Here is a 19,401-nt window from a genome sequence, read left to right as displayed (position 1 = left end):
CCGGAGCCACCATAACAACCTGAGACTAGGAGAGCTCCATGGATCGCAGGACTGTGTTGAAGGGATTGGCCGGGGTCGGCGGCCTGGCGGCGACGGGCGGCCTCTCGATGCCGGCGCTTTCCCAAGGCGCTGCGGCGCGCACCTTACGCTTTGTGCCGCAGGCCAATCTCGCGAATTTCGATCCGATCTGGGGGACCCAGTATGTCGTGCGCAACGCCGCCGCGCTGGTGTGGGACACCCTTTATGGCCTCGACGCCACGCTGCAGCCACAGCGCCAGACGGTTGAGTCCGAGGAGGTATCCGACGACGGTCTGGTCTGGACCTTTCGGCTCAGGCCGGGGCTCAAATTCCATGATGGCGAGCCGGTGCTAAGCAAAGATGTGGTGGCGAGCCTGACGCGCTGGTCGGCGCGCGATCCCATGGGCCTGATGCTCAAGGCGATCCAGAACGAGCTGATCGTCGTCGACGACAGGACCTTCAAATGGGCGCTGAAGGCGCCGTATCCGAAGATGCTGTTGGCATTGGGCAAGAACAGCACGCCCTGTGCGTTCATCATGCCGGAGCGTATCGCCCAGACCGACCCGTTCAAGCAGATCCCCGAATATATCGGCTCGGGCCCGATGAAGTTCGCAAAGGGCGAATGGGTGCCCGGCGCCAAGGCGGTGTTCGAGAAGTTTGCCGCTTACACGCCGCGGCAGGAGAAGGCATCCTGGCTCGCCGGCGGCAAGCAGATGCTGGTTGACCGCATCGAATGGGTGGTGATTCCGGATCCGGCTACGGCTGCGGCAGCACTCCAGAATGGCGAGGTCGATTGGTGGGAGAGCCCCATCACCGATCTCGTGCCGTCGCTCAAGAAGAACCGCAACATCAACGTCGACATCGCCGATCCCCTGGGCAACATCGGTTCATTCCGGATGAACCACCTGCATCCGCCCTTCAACGATGTGAAGGTGCGGCGTGCCGTGCTCGCGGCGCTGAGCCAGGAAGACTACATGCGCGCGCTGGTCGGCGACGATGCGTCGCTCTGGAAGCCGCTGCCGGGGTTCTTCACGCCGGATACGCCGCTCTACACGGAAGAGGGCGGCGAGATCCTGAAGGGCAAGCGCGATCTCGCAATGGCAAAGAAGCTGCTGGCCGAGAGCGGCTATTCGGGCCAGCCGGTCACCTGCGTCGTGGCGCAGGATCAACCGATCACCAAGGCGCAGGGCGACGTCACCGCGGATCTGTTGAAGCAGATGGGCATGAATGTCGACTTCGTCGCGACCGATTGGGGCACGGTCGGTTCGCGCCGCGCCCAGAAAACGCCGCCGGGCCAGGGCGGCTGGGGGATGTTTCACACCTGGCACGCCGGCGCGGACTGCATCAATCCCGCCGCCTACAACGCCATTCGCGCCAATGGCGACAAGGCGTGGTTTGGCTGGCCCACGAGCGCGACCGTGGAAAAGGAAGTCCTGGCATGGTTCGACGCCAAGAATCTCGATGAGGAGAAGGCCGCGGCCAAGCGCCTCAACAAGGCGGCGATGGAGGACGTTGTCTATGCGCCGACCGGCTTCTTCCTGAGCTACACGGCGTGGCGCAAGAACGTCTCCGGCATCGCCAAGGGGCCGCTGCCGTTCTTCTGGGGCGTATCGAAGACCGCATGACGGTGCAATAAACCCACATGGTCTCGTATATCCTCCGGCGCATTCTCTCGACCTTGCCCGTGATGGGGATCGTTGCGCTGTTCGTCTTCAGCCTGCTCTACATCGCGCCGGGCGATCCGGCCGCGGTGATCGCAGGCGACCAGGCGAGCCCCGCCGACGTTGAGCGCATACGCCAGGGCCTCGGCCTCGACCGGCCGTTTCTGGTCCAGTTCGGGACCTGGCTCTGGAATATCCTGCATGGCGATCTCGGCACCTCGATCTTCACCAACCTGCCGGTCGCCTCGATGATCGCGCAGCGTATCGAGCCGACGTTCTCGCTGATGGCGATCACGCTGGTCCTGACCATCCTTGTGGCGGTGCCGCTCGGCGTGGTGGCGGCGTGGAAGGCGGGAAGCTGGGTGGACCGCACCATCATGGCGTTCGCCGTGTTCGCCTTCTCGCTTCCCGTCTTTGTTGTTGGATACGTCTTGGCCTACGTGTTCGCGCTGCAGTTCGAATGGCTTCCCGTGCAGGGCTACACGCCGTTGGCGGCAGGCCTTTGGCCGTGGCTGCAGAATCTCATTCTTCCCGCCCTGGCCCTCGGCTCTGTCTACATCGCGCTGATCGCGCGCATTACCCGCGCCTCCATGCTCGAGGTGCTGCAGCAGGATTATGTCCGCACCGCCCGGGCCAAAGGTCTCGGCCAGCGCAACATCCTGTTCGTTCACGCGCTGAAAAACGCAGCCGTTCCGATCGTGACGGTGATCGGGATCGGCATCGCGCTACTGATCGGCGGCGCGGTGGTAACCGAAAGCGTGTTCGCCATTCCGGGACTTGGCCGGCTGACGATCGACGCGATCCTGCGCCGCGATTACCCGGTCATCCAGGGCATCGTGCTGCTGTTCAGTTTCCTCTATGTGCTCGTCAACCTGATGGTCGACGTCACCTACACCCTGGTCGATCCGAGGATCCGCTATTGAGCATCTCCACATCAAGCACGGCACCGGTGCCACCGGGCCTCGTCATCGCGCCGCAACTGCCGGACCTGCTGCTGCCGGTGGCAATCCGGCGCGGCGTGTTCGGTTTCCTGCGCAATCATCCGACGGTTGCGATCGGCGGCGTCTTGCTGCTCTGCCTCGTCTTGGTCGGGATCTTCGCGCCCTGGCTCGGGACCGTCGATCCGACTGCGCTCGCGCCCGCCAAACGTACGCGCTTGCCTTCCGCGGATTATTGGTTCGGCACCGATCTGCTGGGCCGCGACATCTATTCACGCGTGCTCTACGGGGCACGGGTCTCGCTCACCGTGGGCTTATCGGTAGCTGTACTGTCCTCACTCGCCGGTCTCGCCATCGGCCTGGTTTCGGGTTTCGTGCGATGGGCGGACAGCATCCTGATGCGGTTCATGGATGGGCTGATGTCGATACCGCCGATCCTGCTTGCCGTCGCGCTGATGGCGCTGACACGCGCGAGTGTCGGCAACGTCATCCTGGCCATCACGATTGCCGAAGTCCCGCGTGTCTCGCGGCTGGTGCGCAGTGTCGTGCTGTCACTGCGCGAGCAGCCCTATGTGGACGCTGCCACGGCCTCCGGCACGCGAACGCCGATGGTCATCCTGCGCCACATCCTGCCCAACACGCTGGCGCCGATGCTGGTCCAGGCAACCTATATCTGCGCCAGCGCCATGATCGTGGAGTCGATTCTCTCCTTCATCGGCGCCGGCACGCCGCCCACCATTCCGTCCTGGGGCAACATCATGGCCGAGGGCAGGGCGCTGTGGCAGGTCAAGCCCTACATCGTGTTCTTTCCTGCCGCGTTTCTGTCCGTCACCGTGCTCGCCGTCAATCTGCTCGGCGACGGCCTGCGTGACGCGCTCGATCCGCGAATGGCCAAGAGCCTGTAGCACATGATCCGGAAAAGTGCGTACCGGCTTTTCGACGAGGTTTTGATCTGATGGCGCTACTCGAAGTCGACAATCTGCAGACCCATTTCCGAACGCCCGAAGGTATCAATCGGGCCGTCGACGGCGTCTCCTTCCATGTCGGCGAAGGCGAGACGCTGGCTATCGTCGGGGAATCCGGCTGCGGCAAGTCGGTTACCTCGATGTCGCTGATGCGGCTGATTGCCGAGCCCCCGGGCAAGATTGCGGGTTCGATCCGCTTCCAGGGCAAGGATCTGCTGCAACTCTCCGAACGCGAGATGCGCGCCATCCGTGGTAACGACATTTCGATGATCTTCCAGGAGCCGATGACGAGCCTCAATCCGGTGCTGACGGTCGGCCGTCAGATTGGCGAGACGCTGCGGATGCATCAGGGGCTCGACAAGCAGGCGGCCGAGGCGCGCGCCATCGAGATGCTGACATTGGTCGGCATCCCGGAGCCTGTGCGGCGCGTGCGCGAATATCCGCATCAGCTCTCCGGCGGCATGCGGCAGCGCGTGATGATCGCCATGGCGCTCGCCTGCAATCCAAAGCTCCTGATCGCCGACGAGCCGACCACGGCGCTCGATGTCACGATCCAGGCGCAGATCCTGCAACTGATGCTGGACCTCAAACGCCGCGTCGGCGCGGCGATCGTTCTGATCACCCACGATCTCGGCGTCGTCGCTGAGATCGCCGAGCGCGTCATGGTCATGTATGCCGGCCGCAAGGTTGAGGAAGCGCCGGTGGCTGAACTGTTCCGCTCCCCTCGTCATCCCTATACGCAGGGCCTGCTTGGCGCAGTGCCCAAGCTCGGTTCGTCCCTCACAGGTGCGGCGCGGCGGCTCGCCGAGATTCCCGGCCAGGTGCCGAGCCTCAAGGGGCGGATCGAAGGCTGCGTCTTTGCCGGGCGCTGTGCGCTGGCGACCGATCTCTGTCGGCAGGTTGCCCCGGGTCTCGAAGAGAAGGGACCCCGCCACATCGCGGCCTGCCATTACGCGCGCAAGGAGGCGGCCGCGGCATGAGTCCTCCGCTGCTCCAGGTCAACGACCTCAAGAAGCATTTTCCGGTCCGCAGTGGTCTGTTCAGCCGCAAGTCCAACTGGGTCTATGCCGTGGACGGTGTGTCCTTTGAGGTCGAGCGTGGCGAGACGCTGTCTCTCGTTGGCGAATCCGGCTGCGGCAAGTCGACGGTCGGCCGGGCTATCCTGCGGCTGTTCGACATCACCGGCGGTCAGGTGGTGCTGGATGGCCAGCGCATCGACGACCTTTCACCCGGAGGGCTGCGCAGCATGCGCCGCCGCGTCCAGGTGGTATTCCAGGATCCATTCTCCAGCCTCAATCCGCGCATGCGCGTACGCGATATTCTGGCCGAGCCGATCCGCAATTTCGGCCTCGCCAAATCTGCCGCCGAACTCGAGGCGAAGGTTGTTGCGCTGATGGACACCGTGCGTCTGCCGCGCGACGCGCTGGGCCGCCGGCCTCACGAATTCTCGGGCGGCCAGCGCCAGCGCATCGGCATCGCCCGGGCGCTTGCCGCGGAACCCGAACTGATCGTTTGCGACGAGGCGGTCTCGGCGCTCGACGTCTCGGTCAAGGCGCAGATCGTCAACCTGTTGCAGGATCTGCAGCGGGAGTTCGGCCTCGCGCTGCTCTTCATCAGCCACGATCTGGCGATCGTCGAGCATATGACGCATCGTGTTGCCGTCATGTATCTCGGCAAGATCGTCGAGATGGCGCCAAGGCAGCAAATCTTCACCGCGCCGAGGCACCCCTACACCAGGGCGCTGCTATCGGCCGTGCCGGTGCCGGAGCCCGGGGCCATTCGCAACCCGATCATCCTGAAGGGCGACGTGCCGAGCCCGATCAATCCGCCCAACGGTTGCCGCTTCCACACCAGGTGTCCATACGTGTTCGATCGCTGCCGGACGGAAGAGCCGGAGCTTCGGTCGGCTGAAGGCGGTCAATGGGTGGCGTGTCATCTCAACGCGCTGCCGGAACCGCCGGGACCCGCTCACTGATCCCGTGCTGCAACCTTCCGACCAGCGCCAGAGAGGTGATCGACGTAACCTGCCCACCGCCATCAGTTTTGAGCGACGGGCAGCCCGCTCAATTCGTCAAGCGACTGCCGCATGACCTCCACCAAATCCAGGGCAACAGGCGAGGGACTGCGCTGCGGTGGAAAAACGGCGGCGAACTCGAAATCGATCCGCGGCAGGAAAGGGCGCGCCACGACGCCTCGGTCCTCGAACTCCTGCGCCGTGAAGGGATCGCAGATCGCCACGCCGAGTCCGGATGACACCAGCCCGCACATGATTTCGGACAGGCTGGTTTCGACCCGAAGGATCCGGCGGACATCGTCGCGATTGAAGGCCTGGTCAATCAGATGACGGCCGGTCGATCCGGCCGTCAGCGACACGAAGGTCTCGCCCTCGAAATCGCGCGGCTGTAGCGTCTCCTTAACCGCGAGTCGGTGTCCGGCGGGAAGGATCGCGACGCGAGCGGGCGCCGGCAGCCGAACGCACGGAAGGCCGGAATGGGCGATCGGCACCTCGGCAAAGCCGATGTCGCACTGGTGGTTCAAAACCCAATCGATCACGATCGGCGAGATGACGCCGAAAAAAGACAGGTTGAGGTTTGGCCGTTCCTTGAGGAACCCGCCAGCCAATCGCGGCAGGTAGCCGTTGGACAGCGCCGGCAGGGCCGCGATCCGAAGCGTGCCGGTCCGGCGGCTGCGGATCTCTTCAGCGGCCGCGGCGATGCGGTCGAGTCCGACGAAGGAGCGCTCGACTTCCATGTAGAGTGCCGTTGCGGCTGCCGTCGGCACAAGGCCGGTACCGCGTCTCTCGAACAACTCCATCTTGAGCAGCGCCTGAAAGTCACGCAACAGCCGGCTTACGGCCGGCTGTGTCACAGCGATCAGCTTTGCTGCCTCCGTCACGCTGCCTGTCAGCATCATTGCGCGGAAGGCTTCGACCTGCCGCGAATTGATCCGGGCCATGCCTCTTTCCCATCCATAACATTTCAGCATGTTGAAGGTGCCATTATTAATTGGACGGCGAAAGCATGGATTGCGATCTTTTTTACCACGGCTGGACAAAGCCAGTTTTTTGGGCAGCGGCCCGGACGCCCAAACTTCTGGCGCGGTCCGACGCGTCGTGCCGCGATACCGAACGGGACGCATGCGCCTCGCTCGGAGGAGAGGGCTCGAGCCGGTCAAAAGGGGGGTCACTCCGGGTGCACCTCGCAAACGGTATTGGAGATCGATCGATATGAAGCATCTCGGCCTTGTCGGAGCGGTCAGCATTGCGGCGCTCGCCCTAACCCCGTCGGCGGTTTTGGCGCAGCAGAAGACGCTCTATGTCGCGGGTTACGGCGGCTCCTTCGAGAAGACGATCCGCGACGAGGTCATCCCCGGCTTCGAGCAGAGCAACGGCGTCAAGGTCGAATACGTCGCCGGCAACTCGACAGACACGCTTGCCAAGCTGCAGGCCCAGAAGGGCAACCAGCAGATCGACGTGGCGATCGTCGATGACGGTCCGATGTACCAGGCAATCCAGCTTGGCTTCTGCGGCAAGATCGATGGCCTGCCTGCCGATCTCTACGAGGCCGCACGCTTCAAGGATGATCGCGCGGTTGGCATCGGCATCGTTGCGACCGGTTTGATGTACAACACCAAAGTCTTTGCCGAAAAAGGCTGGGCGCCACCGACCTCCTGGAATGATCTCAAGGATCCAAAATATCAGAAGCAGCTGGTCATTCCGCCCATCAACAACACGTATGGTCTGCATACGTTGCTGATGCTTGCCAAAATGAACGGCGGCAGCGAAGCCAACGTCGACGCCGGCTTCAAGATTATCAAGACTGACGTCAATCCCAATGTGCTGGCCTATGAGCCCTCGCCAGGCAAGATGACCGAGCTGTTCCAGTCCGGCCAGGCCGTGCTGGCCGTGTGGGGGACGGGCCGTGTCCAGAGCTTCGCCAACACCGGCTTCCCCGTCGACTTTGTCTATCCGAAGGAAGGCGCGGCCACGCTGCTGACGACTGCCTGTCCGATCACCAAGCCCAACGCGTCGCCGCTCGCCTCGGCATTCATCAAAACGCTGCTCGAGCCGAAAACACAGCTCGTGTTGCTGAAGGATTACGGCTACGGCCCGGTGTTGAAGTCGGTCGTGGTGCCGCCGGATCTCGGTAAGATGGCGCCGATCGGGGAGCGCGCCGCAAAGCTGTATACGCCCGACTGGGCGATCATCAACGACAAGCGCGAGGAATGGACCAAGCGGTGGAATCGCGAGGTCGAGCGCTGAGCTTAAGGCTCGGCGCGGCGGACTGGATTTCGGCGACGGCTCCGCGCAACGCCGCAGGTCTACCATTTGTCCTGGCAGCACCCGGAAGCATTCATGTCCTTTCTTGAACTCGACCGAGTCGCAAAACAGTTCGGCCCGCAGACTGTCGTCGATGACTTCAGTCTCACGGTAGGCAAGGGCGAGTTCGTCTCCTTCCTTGGTCCGTCGGGCTGCGGAAAGACCACGACGCTGCAGATGATTGCGGGCTTCCTCGATCCCTCGCGCGGCGCGATCCGGCTCGAGGGGCGCGACCTGACCGCGGTGCAGCCGGCGAAGCGCGGGCTCGGCATCGTATTTCAAAGCTATGCGCTGTTCCCGCATATGACAGCGGCCGAGAACGTCGCCTTTGGCCTCGAGATGCGGCGCGTGCCGCGTGCAGAGTGCCGCGAGCGCGTCCGCGCCGCGCTGGCGATGGTCGGGCTCGCCGGCTATGAGGAGCGTTATCCGCGACGGATGTCCGGCGGCCAGCAGCAGCGCGTGGCGCTCGCCCGCGCGCTCGTGATTCGGCCGAGCGTGCTGCTCCTTGATGAGCCGCTGTCTAATCTGGACGCCAAGCTGCGCGAGGACATGCAGATCGAACTGCGCCAGATCCAGCGCAATCTCGGCACTACCACGATCCTCGTCACCCACGACCAGAACGAGGCGATGTCGCTGTCCGACCGGATCGTGGTGATGAACCAGGGCCGCATCGAGCAAATCGGCACACCGCAGGAGACCTATGAGCGGCCGGCTTCCGCCTTTGTGTCCCAGTTCCTCGGCAAGACAAACGATTTCGCCGCGACGATCGACCGGAGCGTCACGCCGGGGCGGCTGACCGCCGGCTCCTGGAGCGCGCCGGCACCGGCCGGCCTCGCGGGTCCGGTGACGGTCAGCATCCGCCCCGAGCGGATCGGTTTCGGCGATGCCGGGCTCGTGGCGAAGATCGTCACCCGCATTTTCCAAGGCAATCACTGGCTCTTCCAGTGCGAGAGCGAATGCGGCGCTGTGATTGTAATCCGCCAAAACGACGGCCAGCCGCAGCCCGCGGAGGGCGAGGCCGTGCGGCTTGCCTGGCGGCCGGAAGACATGAGCCTGCGCAGCGCCGGAGTTGCCGCATGAGCGCAGCCGTCGACACTGCTCCCGTGAACGCTGCGGCAACGGCGGACGCGCGTGATAGGCGCGCGCCGTGGGCGCTGACCGCGCCAGCGCTGATGCTGTTCGTCGGTGTGCTGGTGATCCCGCTCGCCATGACGGTGATGCTCTCGTTCCACGACTGGGGCCAATACAAAGGCATCGAGCCGGTCTTCATCCTGAAGAACTGGCGCGAGATCGCGACCGATCCCTATTATGCCGAGATGTTCTGGCGGACTTTCCGCATCGCCCTGCTGACGACGCTGATCACTGCCATGTTCGGTGCGCCGGAGGCCTACATCCTCAACCGTATGAGCGGGCGCTGGAAGAGTTTTTTCCTGCTCGTAATCCTTGGCCCATTGCTGATCTCCGTGGTGGCGCGCACGCTGGGCTGGGCGCTGTTGTTTGGCGGCAACAATGGCCTCATCAACAAGTTCCTGATGTCGCTTGGGCTGATCGGCTCGCCGCTGCCCTTCATGTTCACCGAAACCGGCATGGTCATCGCACTCGCGCACGTGATGATGCCTTTCATGGTGCTGTCGGTCTGGGCTGCACTGCAACGCGTCGACCCGCAGATTGAGAACGCCGCCCTGTCGCTCGGCGCCGGTTCGTTCACGATCATTCGCCGCATCGTTCTGCCGCAGATCATGCCGGGCGTGTTGTCGGGCGCGATCATCGTCTTCTCGCTGTCCGCCAGCGCTTTTGCGACGCCCGCCATCATCGGTGGCCGTCGGCTCAAGGTCGCGGCGACGCTCGCCTATGACGAGTTTCTCAATACGCTGAACTGGCCGCTCGGCGCCGCCGTCGCGGTCCTGCTGCTGCTGGCGCTCGTGATGATCGTCGTCGGCAGCAACGCGCTGATCGAGCGGCGCTATGCCGAGGTGTTTCGATGAGGACGAACGGCCCGCTCGCGCTCATCTTCCATGCGATCTTCGTGATCGTCATGCTGGCGCCGATCGTGGTGGTCTGCCTCGTCGCTTTCACGCCTGAGGGCTACCTGTCGCTGCCGACCACCAGTTTCTCACTGCGCTGGTTCAGGAAGATCGCGAGCTATCCCGAGTTTGTCCATGCCTTCTGGGTGAGCCTCGGCCTCGGTGCGCTGTCCTCGTTGGTGGCGCTCCTGTTTGCGGTGCCGGCGGCGCTTGCCATCGCCCGTTATAGTTTCCGAGGTCGCGGCGCCCTTGCAGCGTTGTTCCTGTCGCCGCTGATGATCCCGCATGTCGTGCTCGGCATCGCCTTCCTGCGCTTCTTCACGGCGATCGGCATGGGCGGCAGTTTCACAGGCCTGCTGGTCGCTCATGTGGTGGTGGTGTTTCCGTTCGCGCTGCGGCTAACGCTGGCCGCGGCGACCGGCATGGACCGCTCGATCGAGATGGCCGCGGTCTCGCTCGGCGCCGGCGGCTGGACCTTGTTCCGCCGCGTGACCTTGCCGCTGATCCTGCCGGGCGTCATCAGCGGCTGGGCGCTTGCCTTCATTCAGTCCTTTGACGATCTGACCATGACCGTCTTCCTGGCCACGCCCGGCACCGAGACGCTGCCCGTTCGCATGTTCCTGTACATCCAGGACAACATCGATCCGCTGGTGACCTCCGTCTCGGCCAGCGTGATCGCGATCACCATGACCGCCCTGATCCTGCTCGACCGCTTCTACGGGCTCGATCGCGTGCTCGCCGGCAAGAGCGATCCAGGGCGCTAGGAGAACCCAAGGAAAACCCATGTCAAAGGAATATGACGTCGCTGTCGTGGGCGGCGGCCTGCTCGGCTCCGCTATCGCCTGGGGTCTTGGCCGGCTCGGCAAGAAGGTCGTCGTCCTCGACGAGGGCGACATCGCCAAGCGCGCCTCGCGGGCAAACTTCGCGCTGGTCTGGGTGCAGAGCAAGGGGCTCGGCATGCCGGCCTACACCGGCTGGACGATGCGGGCATCCGAAAGCTGGAGCAAGCTCGCCGCCGAATTGAAAGACCAGACCGGGCTCGACGTCGCCCTGCAGCAGAATGGCGGCTTTCATCTGACCCTCGGCGAGGACGAGTTCGAACAGCGCGCCCAGCTTGTCACGCGCATGCACAACCAGGTGGGTGCGGCTGACTACAAGATGGAGATGCTGTCGGCGTCGGAGGTCAGGAAGATGCTGCCGCTGATCGGTCCTGAGGTCTCCGGTGGCAGCTTCTGTCCGCTGGACGGGCACGTGAATTCACTGCGCACTTTCCGTGCCTTTCACACCGGACTGAAGCTGTTCGGCGTCGACTATCTTCCTGAGCGGCCGGTCTCGGCGATCTTCCGGAGCGGCGGCGAATTCCGACTGTCGACGCCACAGGGCGAGATCCGCGCCGGCAAGGTCGTGCTCTCCGCCGGCAACGCCAACCAGTCGCTCGCACCGATGGTCGGTCTGTCGGCGCCGATGGGGCCGACCCGCGGTCAGATCGTGGTGACCGAACGCACCATGCCGTTCCTGCCGCATCCGCTGACCACCATTCGGCAGACCGACGAGGGCACGGTGATGATTGGAGACAGCAAGGAAGATCAGCTTGACGATCGCACGCTGAACCATTCGGTAAGCGCCGTGATGGCGGATCGGGCGCAGCGCATGTTTCCTCATCTGGCCCGCCTGAACGTCGTGCGTACCTGGTCCGGCATCCGCGTGATGCCGCAGGACGGCTTTCCGATCTACGATCAGTCGGAGAGCGCGCCGGGTGCTTTTGTCACCTGCTGTCATTCCGGTGTCACGCTCGCCTCCAACCACGCCTTCGAGATTGCCCGGATGGTGGCGCAAGGCGCGCTCGAGCCGGAACTCGTCGGCGCGTTCTCGGCCCGCCGCTTCGACGCGAACCATGCTGCGACAGGCAGCGGCTACTACTGACATCGACGCGACCCGCACGCGAGAGAAAGGGACGAAGAGGCATCCAATGTTCAAACGATCCGATCAGGACAGCAGAAGACCGGTGCACATCGTCGTGGACGGGGCCGCCGTTGCGGCGCGCGAGGGCGATACGGTTTCCGCTGCGCTGCTCGCTTCCGGCCGTGACGTGCGCCGTGCGACGGCAGTGAGCGGCGCGCCGCGCTTGCCCTATTGCATGATGGGCGTGTGCTTCGACTGCCTCGTCACCATTGATGGCGTCGGCAATCGCCAGGGCTGCCTCGTGCCCGTCGCCGAGGGCATGCAGATCGAGATCCAGAAGGGCAAAAGGGAGATCGGCCGATGAACGGGACTCCCAAACGCGATAACTATGATGTCGTGGTAATCGGGGCAGGGCCCGCCGGGCTTGCCGCCGCCGCGACCGTAGCCGAGGCTGGCCTGTCGACGCTGCTGCTCGACGAGAATGCCGGCGCCGGCGGCCAGGTCTGGCGCGCCATCACCTCAACCCCGGTGACGGAACGCGATCGCCTCGGCGCCGATTATTGGGCGGGTGCAAACCTGGTCGAGGCGGTGCGATCGAGCGGGGCCGAGATCATCCAGCGTGCGACGGTCTGGAGCCTTGACCGGAATCTCGAGGTCGGTGTGTCGGTCGGCGGCGCGTCGTCCTTCGTCAAGGCGCGTCGCGCGATTCTGGCGACCGGTGCGCTTGAGCGGCCGTTTCCGATTCCGGGCTGGACACTTCCGGGGGTGATGACCGCAGGCGCCGCACAGACGATGCTGAAGTCCTCAGGGCTCGTGCCGGATGGGCGCACCGTGATCGCAGGGCAGGGGCCGCTGCTTTGGCTGCTCGCGGCGCAGATCCTGCGCCTTGGCGGCCGCATCGATCGCATCCTCGATACGACCGAGCGTCGAAACTATTTTGCCGCGTTGCCTCACGCCTTCGCCTTCGCGACCTCGCCCTATTTCGCGAAGGGCCTTGCCTTGATGCGGGAGGTGCGGGCGAAAGTACCTGTTGTGACCGGAGTGAGCGAACTCGCTGCCGCTGGCGACGGCCAGCTTGCAACGGTGACCTATAAGGCCGGCAGCCGACGCGAGACTATCCCGGCCGAGCTGCTGCTGCTGCATCAGGGCGTGGTGCCCAACGTCAATCTCGCGATGGCGGCCGCGATCGAGCATCGCTGGGACGACGTGCAGCTTTGCTGGTCGCCGGTTCTCGATCACGACGGCAACACATCGGTCGACGGCATCGCTATCGCCGGCGATGGTGCCGGGATCGGCGGCGCGGAATCTGCAATTGTTCGCGGTCGTATCGCTGCACGGGCTGCAGTGGAGGCACTGGCGCCTGCATCTGCTGCCAAGCTCGCGCCGATGGCAACCTACAGAGCTTCGCTGGCCAAGGCCGAGCGCGGCCGTGCTTTCCTCGACACGCTGTTCCGCCCCGCCCGGCAGTTCCGCATCCCCTCCGGCGACACCATCGTCTGCCGCTGCGAGGAGGTCACGGCCAAGGACATTCTCGACGCCGTCGCGATCGGTGCGACCGGTCCGAACCAGCTCAAGGCCTATCGCCGCAGCGGCATGGGCCCCTGCCAGGGCCGGCTCTGCGGTCTGACCGTCACTGAACTGATGGCGCAAGCCCGTGGCAAGACTCCTCAGGAGATCGGCTATTATCGGCTGCGCGCACCAGTGAAGCCGATCACGCTCGCGGAGCTCGCGGCGGTACCGAAGACGGAGTCCGACGTCCAGGCCGTGGTGCGCGGATGACGAAGCTCGCGGATGCCATCATCGTGGGTGGCGGCATCCACGGATGCTCGACCGCGCTTCACATGTGCCTTGCGGGAATGAAGCCGGTGCTGATCGAGAAGGACTATGCCGGCCGCCACGCCTCGGGGGTGAATGCCGGTGGCGTTCGTCAACTCGCAAGGCACGTCGCCGAGATCCCGCTCTCGATCCGCTCGATGGGAATTTGGGAGCGGATTGAAGGACTGGTCGACGATGCCTGCGGCTTCGAAAGCCACGGCCAGGTGCTGGTCGCCGAGAACGACGCCGAATTCGATGCGTGTCGCGCGCGCGTCGCCGAGCTGAACGCGCTCGGCTTCACCCATGAAGAGCTGATCGATGGGCCGGAGCTGCGGCGGCTGGTGCCGGCGGTGGCCGAGAGCTGTCCTGGCGGCGTGGTATCGCGGCGCGATGGCGCGGCCGATCCAGCTAGAACCACCACCGCGTTCCGCCGCAAGGCGGCCGCGCTCGGCGCAACCGTCCGTGAGGGCGTGGCAGCGACCAACATTCGAAAGCAAGACGGGCTGTGGCAGGTGGATGTCGGCGCCGATACCTACGCGGCGCCGGTGCTGGTCAATGCGGCCGGCGCATGGGCGGGCCGCATCGCCGCTGATCTTGGCGAGCCGGTACCGGTTGAGACCGTGGCGCCGATGCTGATGATTACCTCCCGCGTGCCGCATTTCATCGATCCCGTGGTCATCCTGCGTGGCCGCAAGCTCTCCTTCAAGCAATTCGCCAACGGCACCGTGCTGATCGGCGGCGGACATCTCGCGACGCCGGACCAGGACCGCAACGAGACCGTGCTGGACTGGCGCAGTCTCGCCATCAGCGCACGTACCGTGTTTGAACTATTCCCCGTGATGCGCAGCGCCACAATCGTCCGCGCCTGGGCCGGTATCGAGGCGCGGACGCGCGACGAACTGCCCGTGCTCGGCCCAAGCGCCCGCCACCCGGGGCTCTATCACCAGTTCGGCTTTTCGCTGCACGGCTTCCAGCTCGGCCCCGGCGCGGGCGCCGTGATGACGGAGCTGATCGCCAACGGCGGCACCCAGACACGAATCGGCGATCTCAGCATCGACCGCTTTCATCCTTCCACACCCTGGAACCCAAGATGAGGACGTCATGAACATCATCCGCAACATCCGTACGCCGATCATGCACCGCGCCGTTGAAGCGAACGGGTTTGTATTCGTCGGCGGCACGATCGCCGACGACACCAGCGCCTCGATGGGCGAGCAGACCCGCAACATCCTCGGCAAGATTGCCGGGTATCTGAAAGAGGCGGGCACAGATGCAACCCGCGTCGTCAGCGCCTCGATCTTCGTGACGGATCTCTCCAGGAAAAAGGAGATGGATGCGGCCTGGCTCGAATTTTTCGGCAACGACCTCCCGACGCGCGCAACGGTCGGTGTGGCCGATCTCGGGGGCGGCGCCTTGATTGAGGTCGTGGTCACGGCGCTCAAAAACTGAACGTACTGATCTGCCTGTCCAGCCGCTGACTGGCGACCCCTTGGAGGAAGGCTCCACCTCTTGCGCCGTGGCATCCCACCTGGCGCAAGAGGTCCATTAGGTCTCTGAGTTCAGGCGGACGATCGGAGGAAGTATCGTCGATTTGCGTCGGGAAAAGCGGTAGCGGTCTTTCGCTATCGATCATCCCTGCACGACAGTCCTCGCAGCCGTTCAAGGCTCATCAAGGCGCTAGCGCGTGCCCGAATTTGGCATTGAACGAAGGCTTCGTTGGTCGGCGCGGACAGCCCGCCGCTTTTCGAATACCAGCTACGGCCATCCGCCGAGATTCCCCCGCCATTCTGCAAGGCACAGCGGCAGCCGACCGGGTCTCGCATACCCCGGCATCGATCCCCACCGTGCGAAGGATTCGCCGGCGGCGTCGCTACCTGCTTTGCAGTGTCCTGATCGCGCGTCGCTGCTGGCTTCCGCTCCTGAACTTTCTCGCATTCATTGTCGTCATTGACGCGATAGCCGGCACGGCACGTGATCTTCACGCAGGATCCGCCATCGGCCTTAAACCCATAATCGCAAACCAGCCGACCCGCATGCTGGTGCAGGACGACGTGTTCCGCGAATTCGTCGACAAGTTCGTCGAGGGCGCCAAGTCGATCAAGGTCGGCAACGGCCTTGATCCGGATTCGAAGATGGGTTCGCTCGCAAATCCGCGCCGCGTCACCGCTATCGAAGGCATGGTGCAGGATGCCGTGGGCAAAGGAGCAAAACTCGAGACCGGCGGCCACCGCGTCGGCAACAAGGGATACTTCTACGAACCGACCGTGGTCAGCGACGTGCCGAAGGACGCGCGGGCCCTGAACGAAGAGCCGTTCGGGCCGCTGGCGCTGATCTCCCGCTTCTCCACCTTCGACGAAGTGGCCGAGGAAGCCAACCGCTTGCCGTTCGGCCTGGCGTCTTACGCCTTCACCAGTTCGACCAAGACGGCGACCGCGATCGGCGCTGCCATCGAGGCCGGCATGGTCTCGATCAACAGTTTTGGTCTTGCCTTGCCTGAGGTGCCGTTCGGCGGCGTCAAGGATTCCGGCTACGGCTCGGAGGGCGGCACCGAGGCGATGGACGGGTATTTCAACACCAAGTTCATCACCCAGACCGGGGTGTGACGGGCTAATGTCGTACCGCCCATGCCAGAAGCAGGATGACGAGCACGATCAGGCCCGCCGACAGGCTCTTCCAGAAAACGAGCGGATCGCGGTCGTAGAGCGAGCGCCGTGACGTGGCGGCCGGCTTTGCCCACATCGCGCCGTTCTCGAGCTCGTGCGAGAACTCGATGACGTCGCCGTAGCGTTGCGCCGGATCGACGTTGAGGGCCTTGCCGACCACGGCGTCCAGCCAGGCCGGCAGGTCGGGGCGATGGCGGGAGAGGGAAGCGGGCTTGCCAAAGCGGGGCCGCGAGAACGGCTCGATCTCGCCATAAGGGTAGGCGGCAGTGAACATCCGGTACACGGTGACGCCGAGCGCATAGAGATCGGAAAACTCGTCGCCGGTCCGCCCGCCGAACAGCTCAGGCGCCATGTAGCTCGGTGTGCCCGGAATATCCTCGGCCGGGAAATCCTCGAGCAGCGGCACGCGCGCAACGCCAAGGTCGACCAGCCGCAATCCGCCGGCCTTCAGCAGGATCACGTTGTCGGGCTTGATGTCGCGGTGGATGATGCCGGCGCGATGCAAAGTGGCGACCGCGCGCGCCAGCTTGGTCGCGATCCCGATGCCTTCGCTTAGCGAAAGCTGCGGCGAGCGGTTGAGCCGCTGTTCCAGCGTCTCGCCTTCGTAAAGCGGCATCACCGAATAGAGGCGGGTCTGCCGTTCGGCAGGCAGTTCGACGATTTCTCCGATCCACAGGCTTCGCACGCGAGCCGCGACCCACGCCTCGCGGACGAAGGCGAGGCGATAGGAGCCCTCGCTGGCCACGCGCGGATGCGGAAACTTCAGCACGAGTTCGCGGCCTTGCTGCTTGTCGATCGCCTTGAACAGCCGGCTGTAGCGTCCGTCAGACAAAATTTCGCCGAGCGTGAAATCGTCGATGACGTCGCCGGTTTCGGGCAGGTCCAAAATCGGAAGCGTCGCGATCGAGTGGGTGAGTTCGTCGCGGTCGGCGGGCGGCAGGTCGACGACGTCGAGCACAAGGGCGGTCATGTTGTCGCTGGAGCCGGCATCGAGCGCCGCGTCGACCAGTGCGCGGGCGGATTCTTCCGGCGAGGTGCGCTCGCTCAACAGCACCTGCAGACGGTGATCGGCCAGCACGCCATGAACGCCGTCGCTGCAGATCAGGAGCCTGTCGTGCTGGCGCAGTCCGACGGTGGCGTAATCGAAGCGGGCGAAGTCCTCGAACCCGATGGCGCGGTTGAGCAGATGGGCGAGATCGCCGCGTCCGGCGATGTGGTCGGTGGTCAGCCGCTCCAGGCGCCCCTCGCTCAGGCGATAGGCGCGGGTGTCGCCGATATGAATGACGTGGCACTGTCGCCGCGACAGGATGATAGACGAGAAGGCGCAGCTCATGCCGCTGAGCAGCGGATCGGTGCGGCCTTGCGTGTAGATCCAGCTATTGGCGGCCTCCAGCGAACGCGAGGCGCGGCGCCGCACGCCGAGCGTTTCGGGGAGGGAATAATAGGCGTCGATGAAGCAACGGACCGCGAGTTCGGCGGCTTCGCGCCCGCCCTTGTGTCCGCCGACGCCGTCGGCGACCGCAGCGACAATATCGCGGTTGCTCACGCCGGAACGGCCGAGGCAGGTCCCGACGTAATCCTCATTGGCGGACCGCTTGCCGGTCTCGCTGACGAAGCCGACGCGAACCCCGAGATTGCGTTGCGAACCGATCGTCACCCGCGAGACCCGCCGAGTTTGCAGCGCCGGTCGTCAGACCCGCGCTCCCGATGCGGCGCCCCATGTGGTGCGCCAGCGCACCTTGACCATGGCAAGTCCGAGGAAACCAAGCAACGCCAGCAGGCCGAAAAACACGAAGCCCGCGCCAAATCCGCCGGTCATCCCCTTGGCGATGCCGAGCGCCTTGGCAAGGAAGAAGCCGCCGATGCCGCCGGCGCAGCCGACCATGCCGGTCATCAGGCCGATCTCTTGCCGGAAGCGAAGTGGAATGAGCTGAAACACGGCGCCATTACCCATGCCGAGCGCGAGGACTCCGATCGAGAACAGCGACACCGACATCCAGGCGATCCGCGGCATCTCGGTGAGCGCCCAACCCGATGCCGCCGGCGCGGCCGGTCCTTCCGGCATGAAGGCGATGGCGAGATAGGCCGCCACGACGACTCCAAAGAACATCGACAACGAACGGATGCCGCCGATGCGGTCGGCGATCAGGCCGCCAACGGGGCGGAAACCCGAACCGAACGCAACGATCAAGGAAACCAGCAGGCCCGCCGCGACGCCGGACACGTGGTACTGCACCGTGAAATACAGCGGCAGCGCGTTGGCCAGTCCGACAAAACCGCCGAAGGTGATGAAGTAGAAGAACATGAACCAGCGGCTGTCGGGATCGCGCAGCAGGGTGCCATAAGCCTTCAGCGAAATCGGTTTCCGTTCTCCGGGCGCATCCTTGGCGGCGTAGACGTAGTAGGCGAGGATCAGCAACATCGGAACGAGCAGCACGCCGAACACGGCTTGCCAGCCCCAATGTTCGGCGATCGACGGTGCGAACATCGTGTCAAGCACGACACCCATATTGCCGGCGCCGGCGATTCCCATCACCACGCCCTGATATTGCGGCGGATACCAGCGGCTTGCCTGCGGCAGCGCCACCGCGAACGAGGCGCCGCCGATGCCGAGCGCGAGACCGAAGATCTCCACCGACAGCTTGCTCGGAAGGCCGAAGTAGCAGACCCACGCCGTGGCTGCGATGACGACTATTTGCGCGACAATTCCGGTTCGTTTGGCGCCGAACAGATCGGCGAGAAGGCCCATCGGCACCCGCAGCAACGCACCGGCCAGAACCGGGATCGCGACAAGCGTGAACTTCTCGTCGACGGCGAGGTTCATGTCGCGCACGATGTAGACGATCAACGGACCGAGCGCGACCCAAGCCATGAAGCTTATGTCGAAATAGAGAAAGGCGGCGAGCAGCGTGGGCCAGTGGCCAGCCTTCTTGAATTCAGCAAACTTCATCGAGCAGCCTCGAACAGCGGCGCGTGACACCGCGCAAGCGCGGTGATCTCGGCACAAGGGATGTAATTTTGGGATGCGAGTCGTCTCGTCGTTGAGACGCACTCTGGTCCCAACGTCAGCAATTCGTGTGCCAGAAAAGGCAAGCCA

At 64.4% G+C, this 19,401-nt stretch carries 17 protein-coding genes and 1 pseudogene; 15 read left to right on the top strand and 3 right to left on the bottom strand.

Going from position 1 to position 19,401, the window contains the following annotated elements:
• Positions 1 to 38 precede the first annotated feature (38 nt).
• The 5 genes from JQ624_RS05255 to JQ624_RS05235 are packed head-to-tail and all read left to right on the top strand — an operon-like array spanning position 39 to position 5,557.
• Positions 39 to 1,643 (top strand): ABC transporter substrate-binding protein, encoded by a 1,605-nt coding sequence (locus tag JQ624_RS05255; RefSeq protein ID WP_212417774.1) that lies wholly within the window; start codon positions 39 to 41, stop codon positions 1,641 to 1,643.
• Positions 1,644 to 1,660: 17 nt separating this feature from the next.
• Positions 1,661 to 2,602 carry an ABC transporter permease gene (locus tag JQ624_RS05250; protein WP_212417773.1) on the top strand — a complete coding sequence of 314 codons (942 nt, stop codon included), beginning with the start codon at positions 1,661 to 1,663 and terminating at the stop codon, positions 2,600 to 2,602.
• Positions 2,599 to 3,522, top strand: coding sequence for an ABC transporter permease (locus JQ624_RS05245; RefSeq protein ID WP_212417772.1), 924 nt, complete (start codon positions 2,599 to 2,601; stop codon positions 3,520 to 3,522). The genes JQ624_RS05250 and JQ624_RS05245 overlap by 4 nt, the downstream gene beginning before the upstream one ends.
• Before the next feature lie 50 nt (positions 3,523 to 3,572).
• Positions 3,573 to 4,562: an ABC transporter ATP-binding protein gene (locus JQ624_RS05240; RefSeq protein ID WP_212417771.1), complete on the top strand. Its 990-nt coding sequence runs from the start codon at positions 3,573 to 3,575 to the stop codon at positions 4,560 to 4,562.
• Positions 4,559 to 5,557: an ABC transporter ATP-binding protein gene (locus JQ624_RS05235; RefSeq protein WP_212417770.1), complete on the top strand. Its 999-nt coding sequence runs from the start codon at positions 4,559 to 4,561 to the stop codon at positions 5,555 to 5,557. The genes JQ624_RS05240 and JQ624_RS05235 overlap by 4 nt, the downstream gene beginning before the upstream one ends.
• A gap of 62 nt (positions 5,558 to 5,619) precedes the next feature.
• Here the strand turns inward: JQ624_RS05235 and JQ624_RS05230 are convergent, their stop codons facing one another.
• Positions 5,620 to 6,537 carry a LysR substrate-binding domain-containing protein gene (locus tag JQ624_RS05230; RefSeq protein WP_212417853.1) on the bottom strand — a complete coding sequence of 306 codons (918 nt, stop codon included), beginning with the start codon at positions 6,535 to 6,537 and terminating at the stop codon, positions 5,620 to 5,622.
• Between the two features lie 271 nt (positions 6,538 to 6,808).
• On the opposite strand from JQ624_RS05230, the gene JQ624_RS05225 reads away from it, so the two are divergent.
• The 10 genes and pseudogenes from JQ624_RS05225 to JQ624_RS05180 all read left to right on the top strand — a co-directional run.
• Entirely contained in the window at positions 6,809 to 7,843 is a 1,035-nt protein-coding gene (locus JQ624_RS05225; RefSeq protein WP_212417769.1) for an ABC transporter substrate-binding protein, read from the top strand.
• Positions 7,844 to 7,936: 93 nt separating this feature from the next.
• Complete coding sequence (locus JQ624_RS05220) at positions 7,937 to 8,980, top strand: ABC transporter ATP-binding protein (protein ID WP_212417768.1); 1,044 nt, start codon at positions 7,937 to 7,939, stop codon at positions 8,978 to 8,980.
• Positions 8,977 to 9,885 carry an ABC transporter permease gene (locus JQ624_RS05215; protein ID WP_212417767.1) on the top strand — a complete coding sequence of 303 codons (909 nt, stop codon included), beginning with the start codon at positions 8,977 to 8,979 and terminating at the stop codon, positions 9,883 to 9,885. The genes JQ624_RS05220 and JQ624_RS05215 overlap by 4 nt, the downstream gene beginning before the upstream one ends.
• Positions 9,882 to 10,688 carry an ABC transporter permease gene (locus JQ624_RS05210; RefSeq protein ID WP_212417766.1) on the top strand — a complete coding sequence of 269 codons (807 nt, stop codon included), beginning with the start codon at positions 9,882 to 9,884 and terminating at the stop codon, positions 10,686 to 10,688. The genes JQ624_RS05215 and JQ624_RS05210 overlap by 4 nt, the downstream gene beginning before the upstream one ends.
• A gap of 19 nt (positions 10,689 to 10,707) precedes the next feature.
• Positions 10,708 to 11,847: an FAD-binding oxidoreductase gene (locus JQ624_RS05205; protein ID WP_212417765.1), complete on the top strand. Its 1,140-nt coding sequence runs from the start codon at positions 10,708 to 10,710 to the stop codon at positions 11,845 to 11,847.
• Between the two features lie 46 nt (positions 11,848 to 11,893).
• Entirely contained in the window at positions 11,894 to 12,190 is a 297-nt protein-coding gene (locus tag JQ624_RS05200; protein ID WP_057852856.1) for a (2Fe-2S)-binding protein, read from the top strand.
• Positions 12,187 to 13,605: an NAD(P)/FAD-dependent oxidoreductase gene (locus JQ624_RS05195; RefSeq protein ID WP_212417764.1), complete on the top strand. Its 1,419-nt coding sequence runs from the start codon at positions 12,187 to 12,189 to the stop codon at positions 13,603 to 13,605. Before JQ624_RS05200 ends, JQ624_RS05195 begins: the two co-directional genes overlap by 4 nt.
• Complete coding sequence (locus JQ624_RS05190) at positions 13,602 to 14,735, top strand: FAD-binding oxidoreductase (protein WP_212417763.1); 1,134 nt, start codon at positions 13,602 to 13,604, stop codon at positions 14,733 to 14,735. Before JQ624_RS05195 ends, JQ624_RS05190 begins: the two co-directional genes overlap by 4 nt.
• A gap of 7 nt (positions 14,736 to 14,742) precedes the next feature.
• Positions 14,743 to 15,090, top strand: coding sequence for a RidA family protein (locus JQ624_RS05185; RefSeq protein WP_212417762.1), 348 nt, complete (start codon positions 14,743 to 14,745; stop codon positions 15,088 to 15,090).
• 572 nt (positions 15,091 to 15,662) lie between these two features.
• Positions 15,663 to 16,244 (top strand): annotated as a pseudogene (locus tag JQ624_RS05180) (aldehyde dehydrogenase family protein); the annotation flags it as partial.
• Between the two features lie 4 nt (positions 16,245 to 16,248).
• Here the strand turns inward: JQ624_RS05180 and JQ624_RS05175 are convergent.
• Together JQ624_RS05175 and JQ624_RS05170 are read right to left on the bottom strand one after the other, a co-directional pair.
• Positions 16,249 to 17,961 (bottom strand): protein kinase domain-containing protein, encoded by a 1,713-nt coding sequence (locus JQ624_RS05175; protein WP_312014379.1) that lies wholly within the window; start codon positions 17,959 to 17,961, stop codon positions 16,249 to 16,251.
• Positions 17,962 to 17,994: 33 nt separating this feature from the next.
• On the bottom strand, positions 17,995 to 19,254 hold the full coding sequence (locus tag JQ624_RS05170) for an MFS transporter (RefSeq protein WP_212417761.1): 1,260 nt from the start codon (positions 19,252 to 19,254) through the stop codon (positions 17,995 to 17,997).
• Positions 19,255 to 19,401 lie beyond the last annotated feature (147 nt).

The organism is Bradyrhizobium sp. AUGA SZCCT0283, assembly GCF_018130385.1.
Lineage (GTDB): Bacteria > Pseudomonadota > Alphaproteobacteria > Rhizobiales > Xanthobacteraceae > Bradyrhizobium.
The sequence above is the reverse complement of the archived record's forward strand: the minus strand, read 5'-3'. Positions and strand labels throughout refer to the sequence as shown.

Excerpts from the sequence above, each read along its gene's own strand:
- JQ624_RS05255 (WP_212417774.1), top strand. The coding sequence starts at position 39 with ATGGATCGCAGGACTGTGTTGAAGGGATTGGCCGGGGTCGGCGGCCTG.
- JQ624_RS05250 (WP_212417773.1), top strand. The coding sequence starts at position 1,661 with ATGGTCTCGTATATCCTCCGGCGCATTCTCTCGACCTTGCCCGTGATG.
- JQ624_RS05240 (WP_212417771.1), top strand. The coding sequence starts at position 3,573 with ATGGCGCTACTCGAAGTCGACAATCTGCAGACCCATTTCCGAACGCCC.
- JQ624_RS05235 (WP_212417770.1), top strand. The coding sequence starts at position 4,559 with ATGAGTCCTCCGCTGCTCCAGGTCAACGACCTCAAGAAGCATTTTCCG.
- JQ624_RS05230 (WP_212417853.1), bottom strand. The coding sequence starts at position 6,537 with ATGGCCCGGATCAATTCGCGGCAGGTCGAAGCCTTCCGCGCAATGATG.
- JQ624_RS05225 (WP_212417769.1), top strand. The coding sequence starts at position 6,809 with ATGAAGCATCTCGGCCTTGTCGGAGCGGTCAGCATTGCGGCGCTCGCC.
- JQ624_RS05220 (WP_212417768.1), top strand. The coding sequence starts at position 7,937 with ATGTCCTTTCTTGAACTCGACCGAGTCGCAAAACAGTTCGGCCCGCAG.
- JQ624_RS05215 (WP_212417767.1), top strand. The coding sequence starts at position 8,977 with ATGAGCGCAGCCGTCGACACTGCTCCCGTGAACGCTGCGGCAACGGCG.
- JQ624_RS05210 (WP_212417766.1), top strand. The coding sequence starts at position 9,882 with ATGAGGACGAACGGCCCGCTCGCGCTCATCTTCCATGCGATCTTCGTG.
- JQ624_RS05205 (WP_212417765.1), top strand. The coding sequence starts at position 10,708 with ATGTCAAAGGAATATGACGTCGCTGTCGTGGGCGGCGGCCTGCTCGGC.
- JQ624_RS05200 (WP_057852856.1), top strand. The coding sequence starts at position 11,894 with ATGTTCAAACGATCCGATCAGGACAGCAGAAGACCGGTGCACATCGTC.
- JQ624_RS05195 (WP_212417764.1), top strand. The coding sequence starts at position 12,187 with ATGAACGGGACTCCCAAACGCGATAACTATGATGTCGTGGTAATCGGG.
- JQ624_RS05190 (WP_212417763.1), top strand. The coding sequence starts at position 13,602 with ATGACGAAGCTCGCGGATGCCATCATCGTGGGTGGCGGCATCCACGGA.
- JQ624_RS05185 (WP_212417762.1), top strand. The coding sequence starts at position 14,743 with ATGAACATCATCCGCAACATCCGTACGCCGATCATGCACCGCGCCGTT.
- JQ624_RS05170 (WP_212417761.1), bottom strand. The coding sequence starts at position 19,254 with ATGAAGTTTGCTGAATTCAAGAAGGCTGGCCACTGGCCCACGCTGCTC.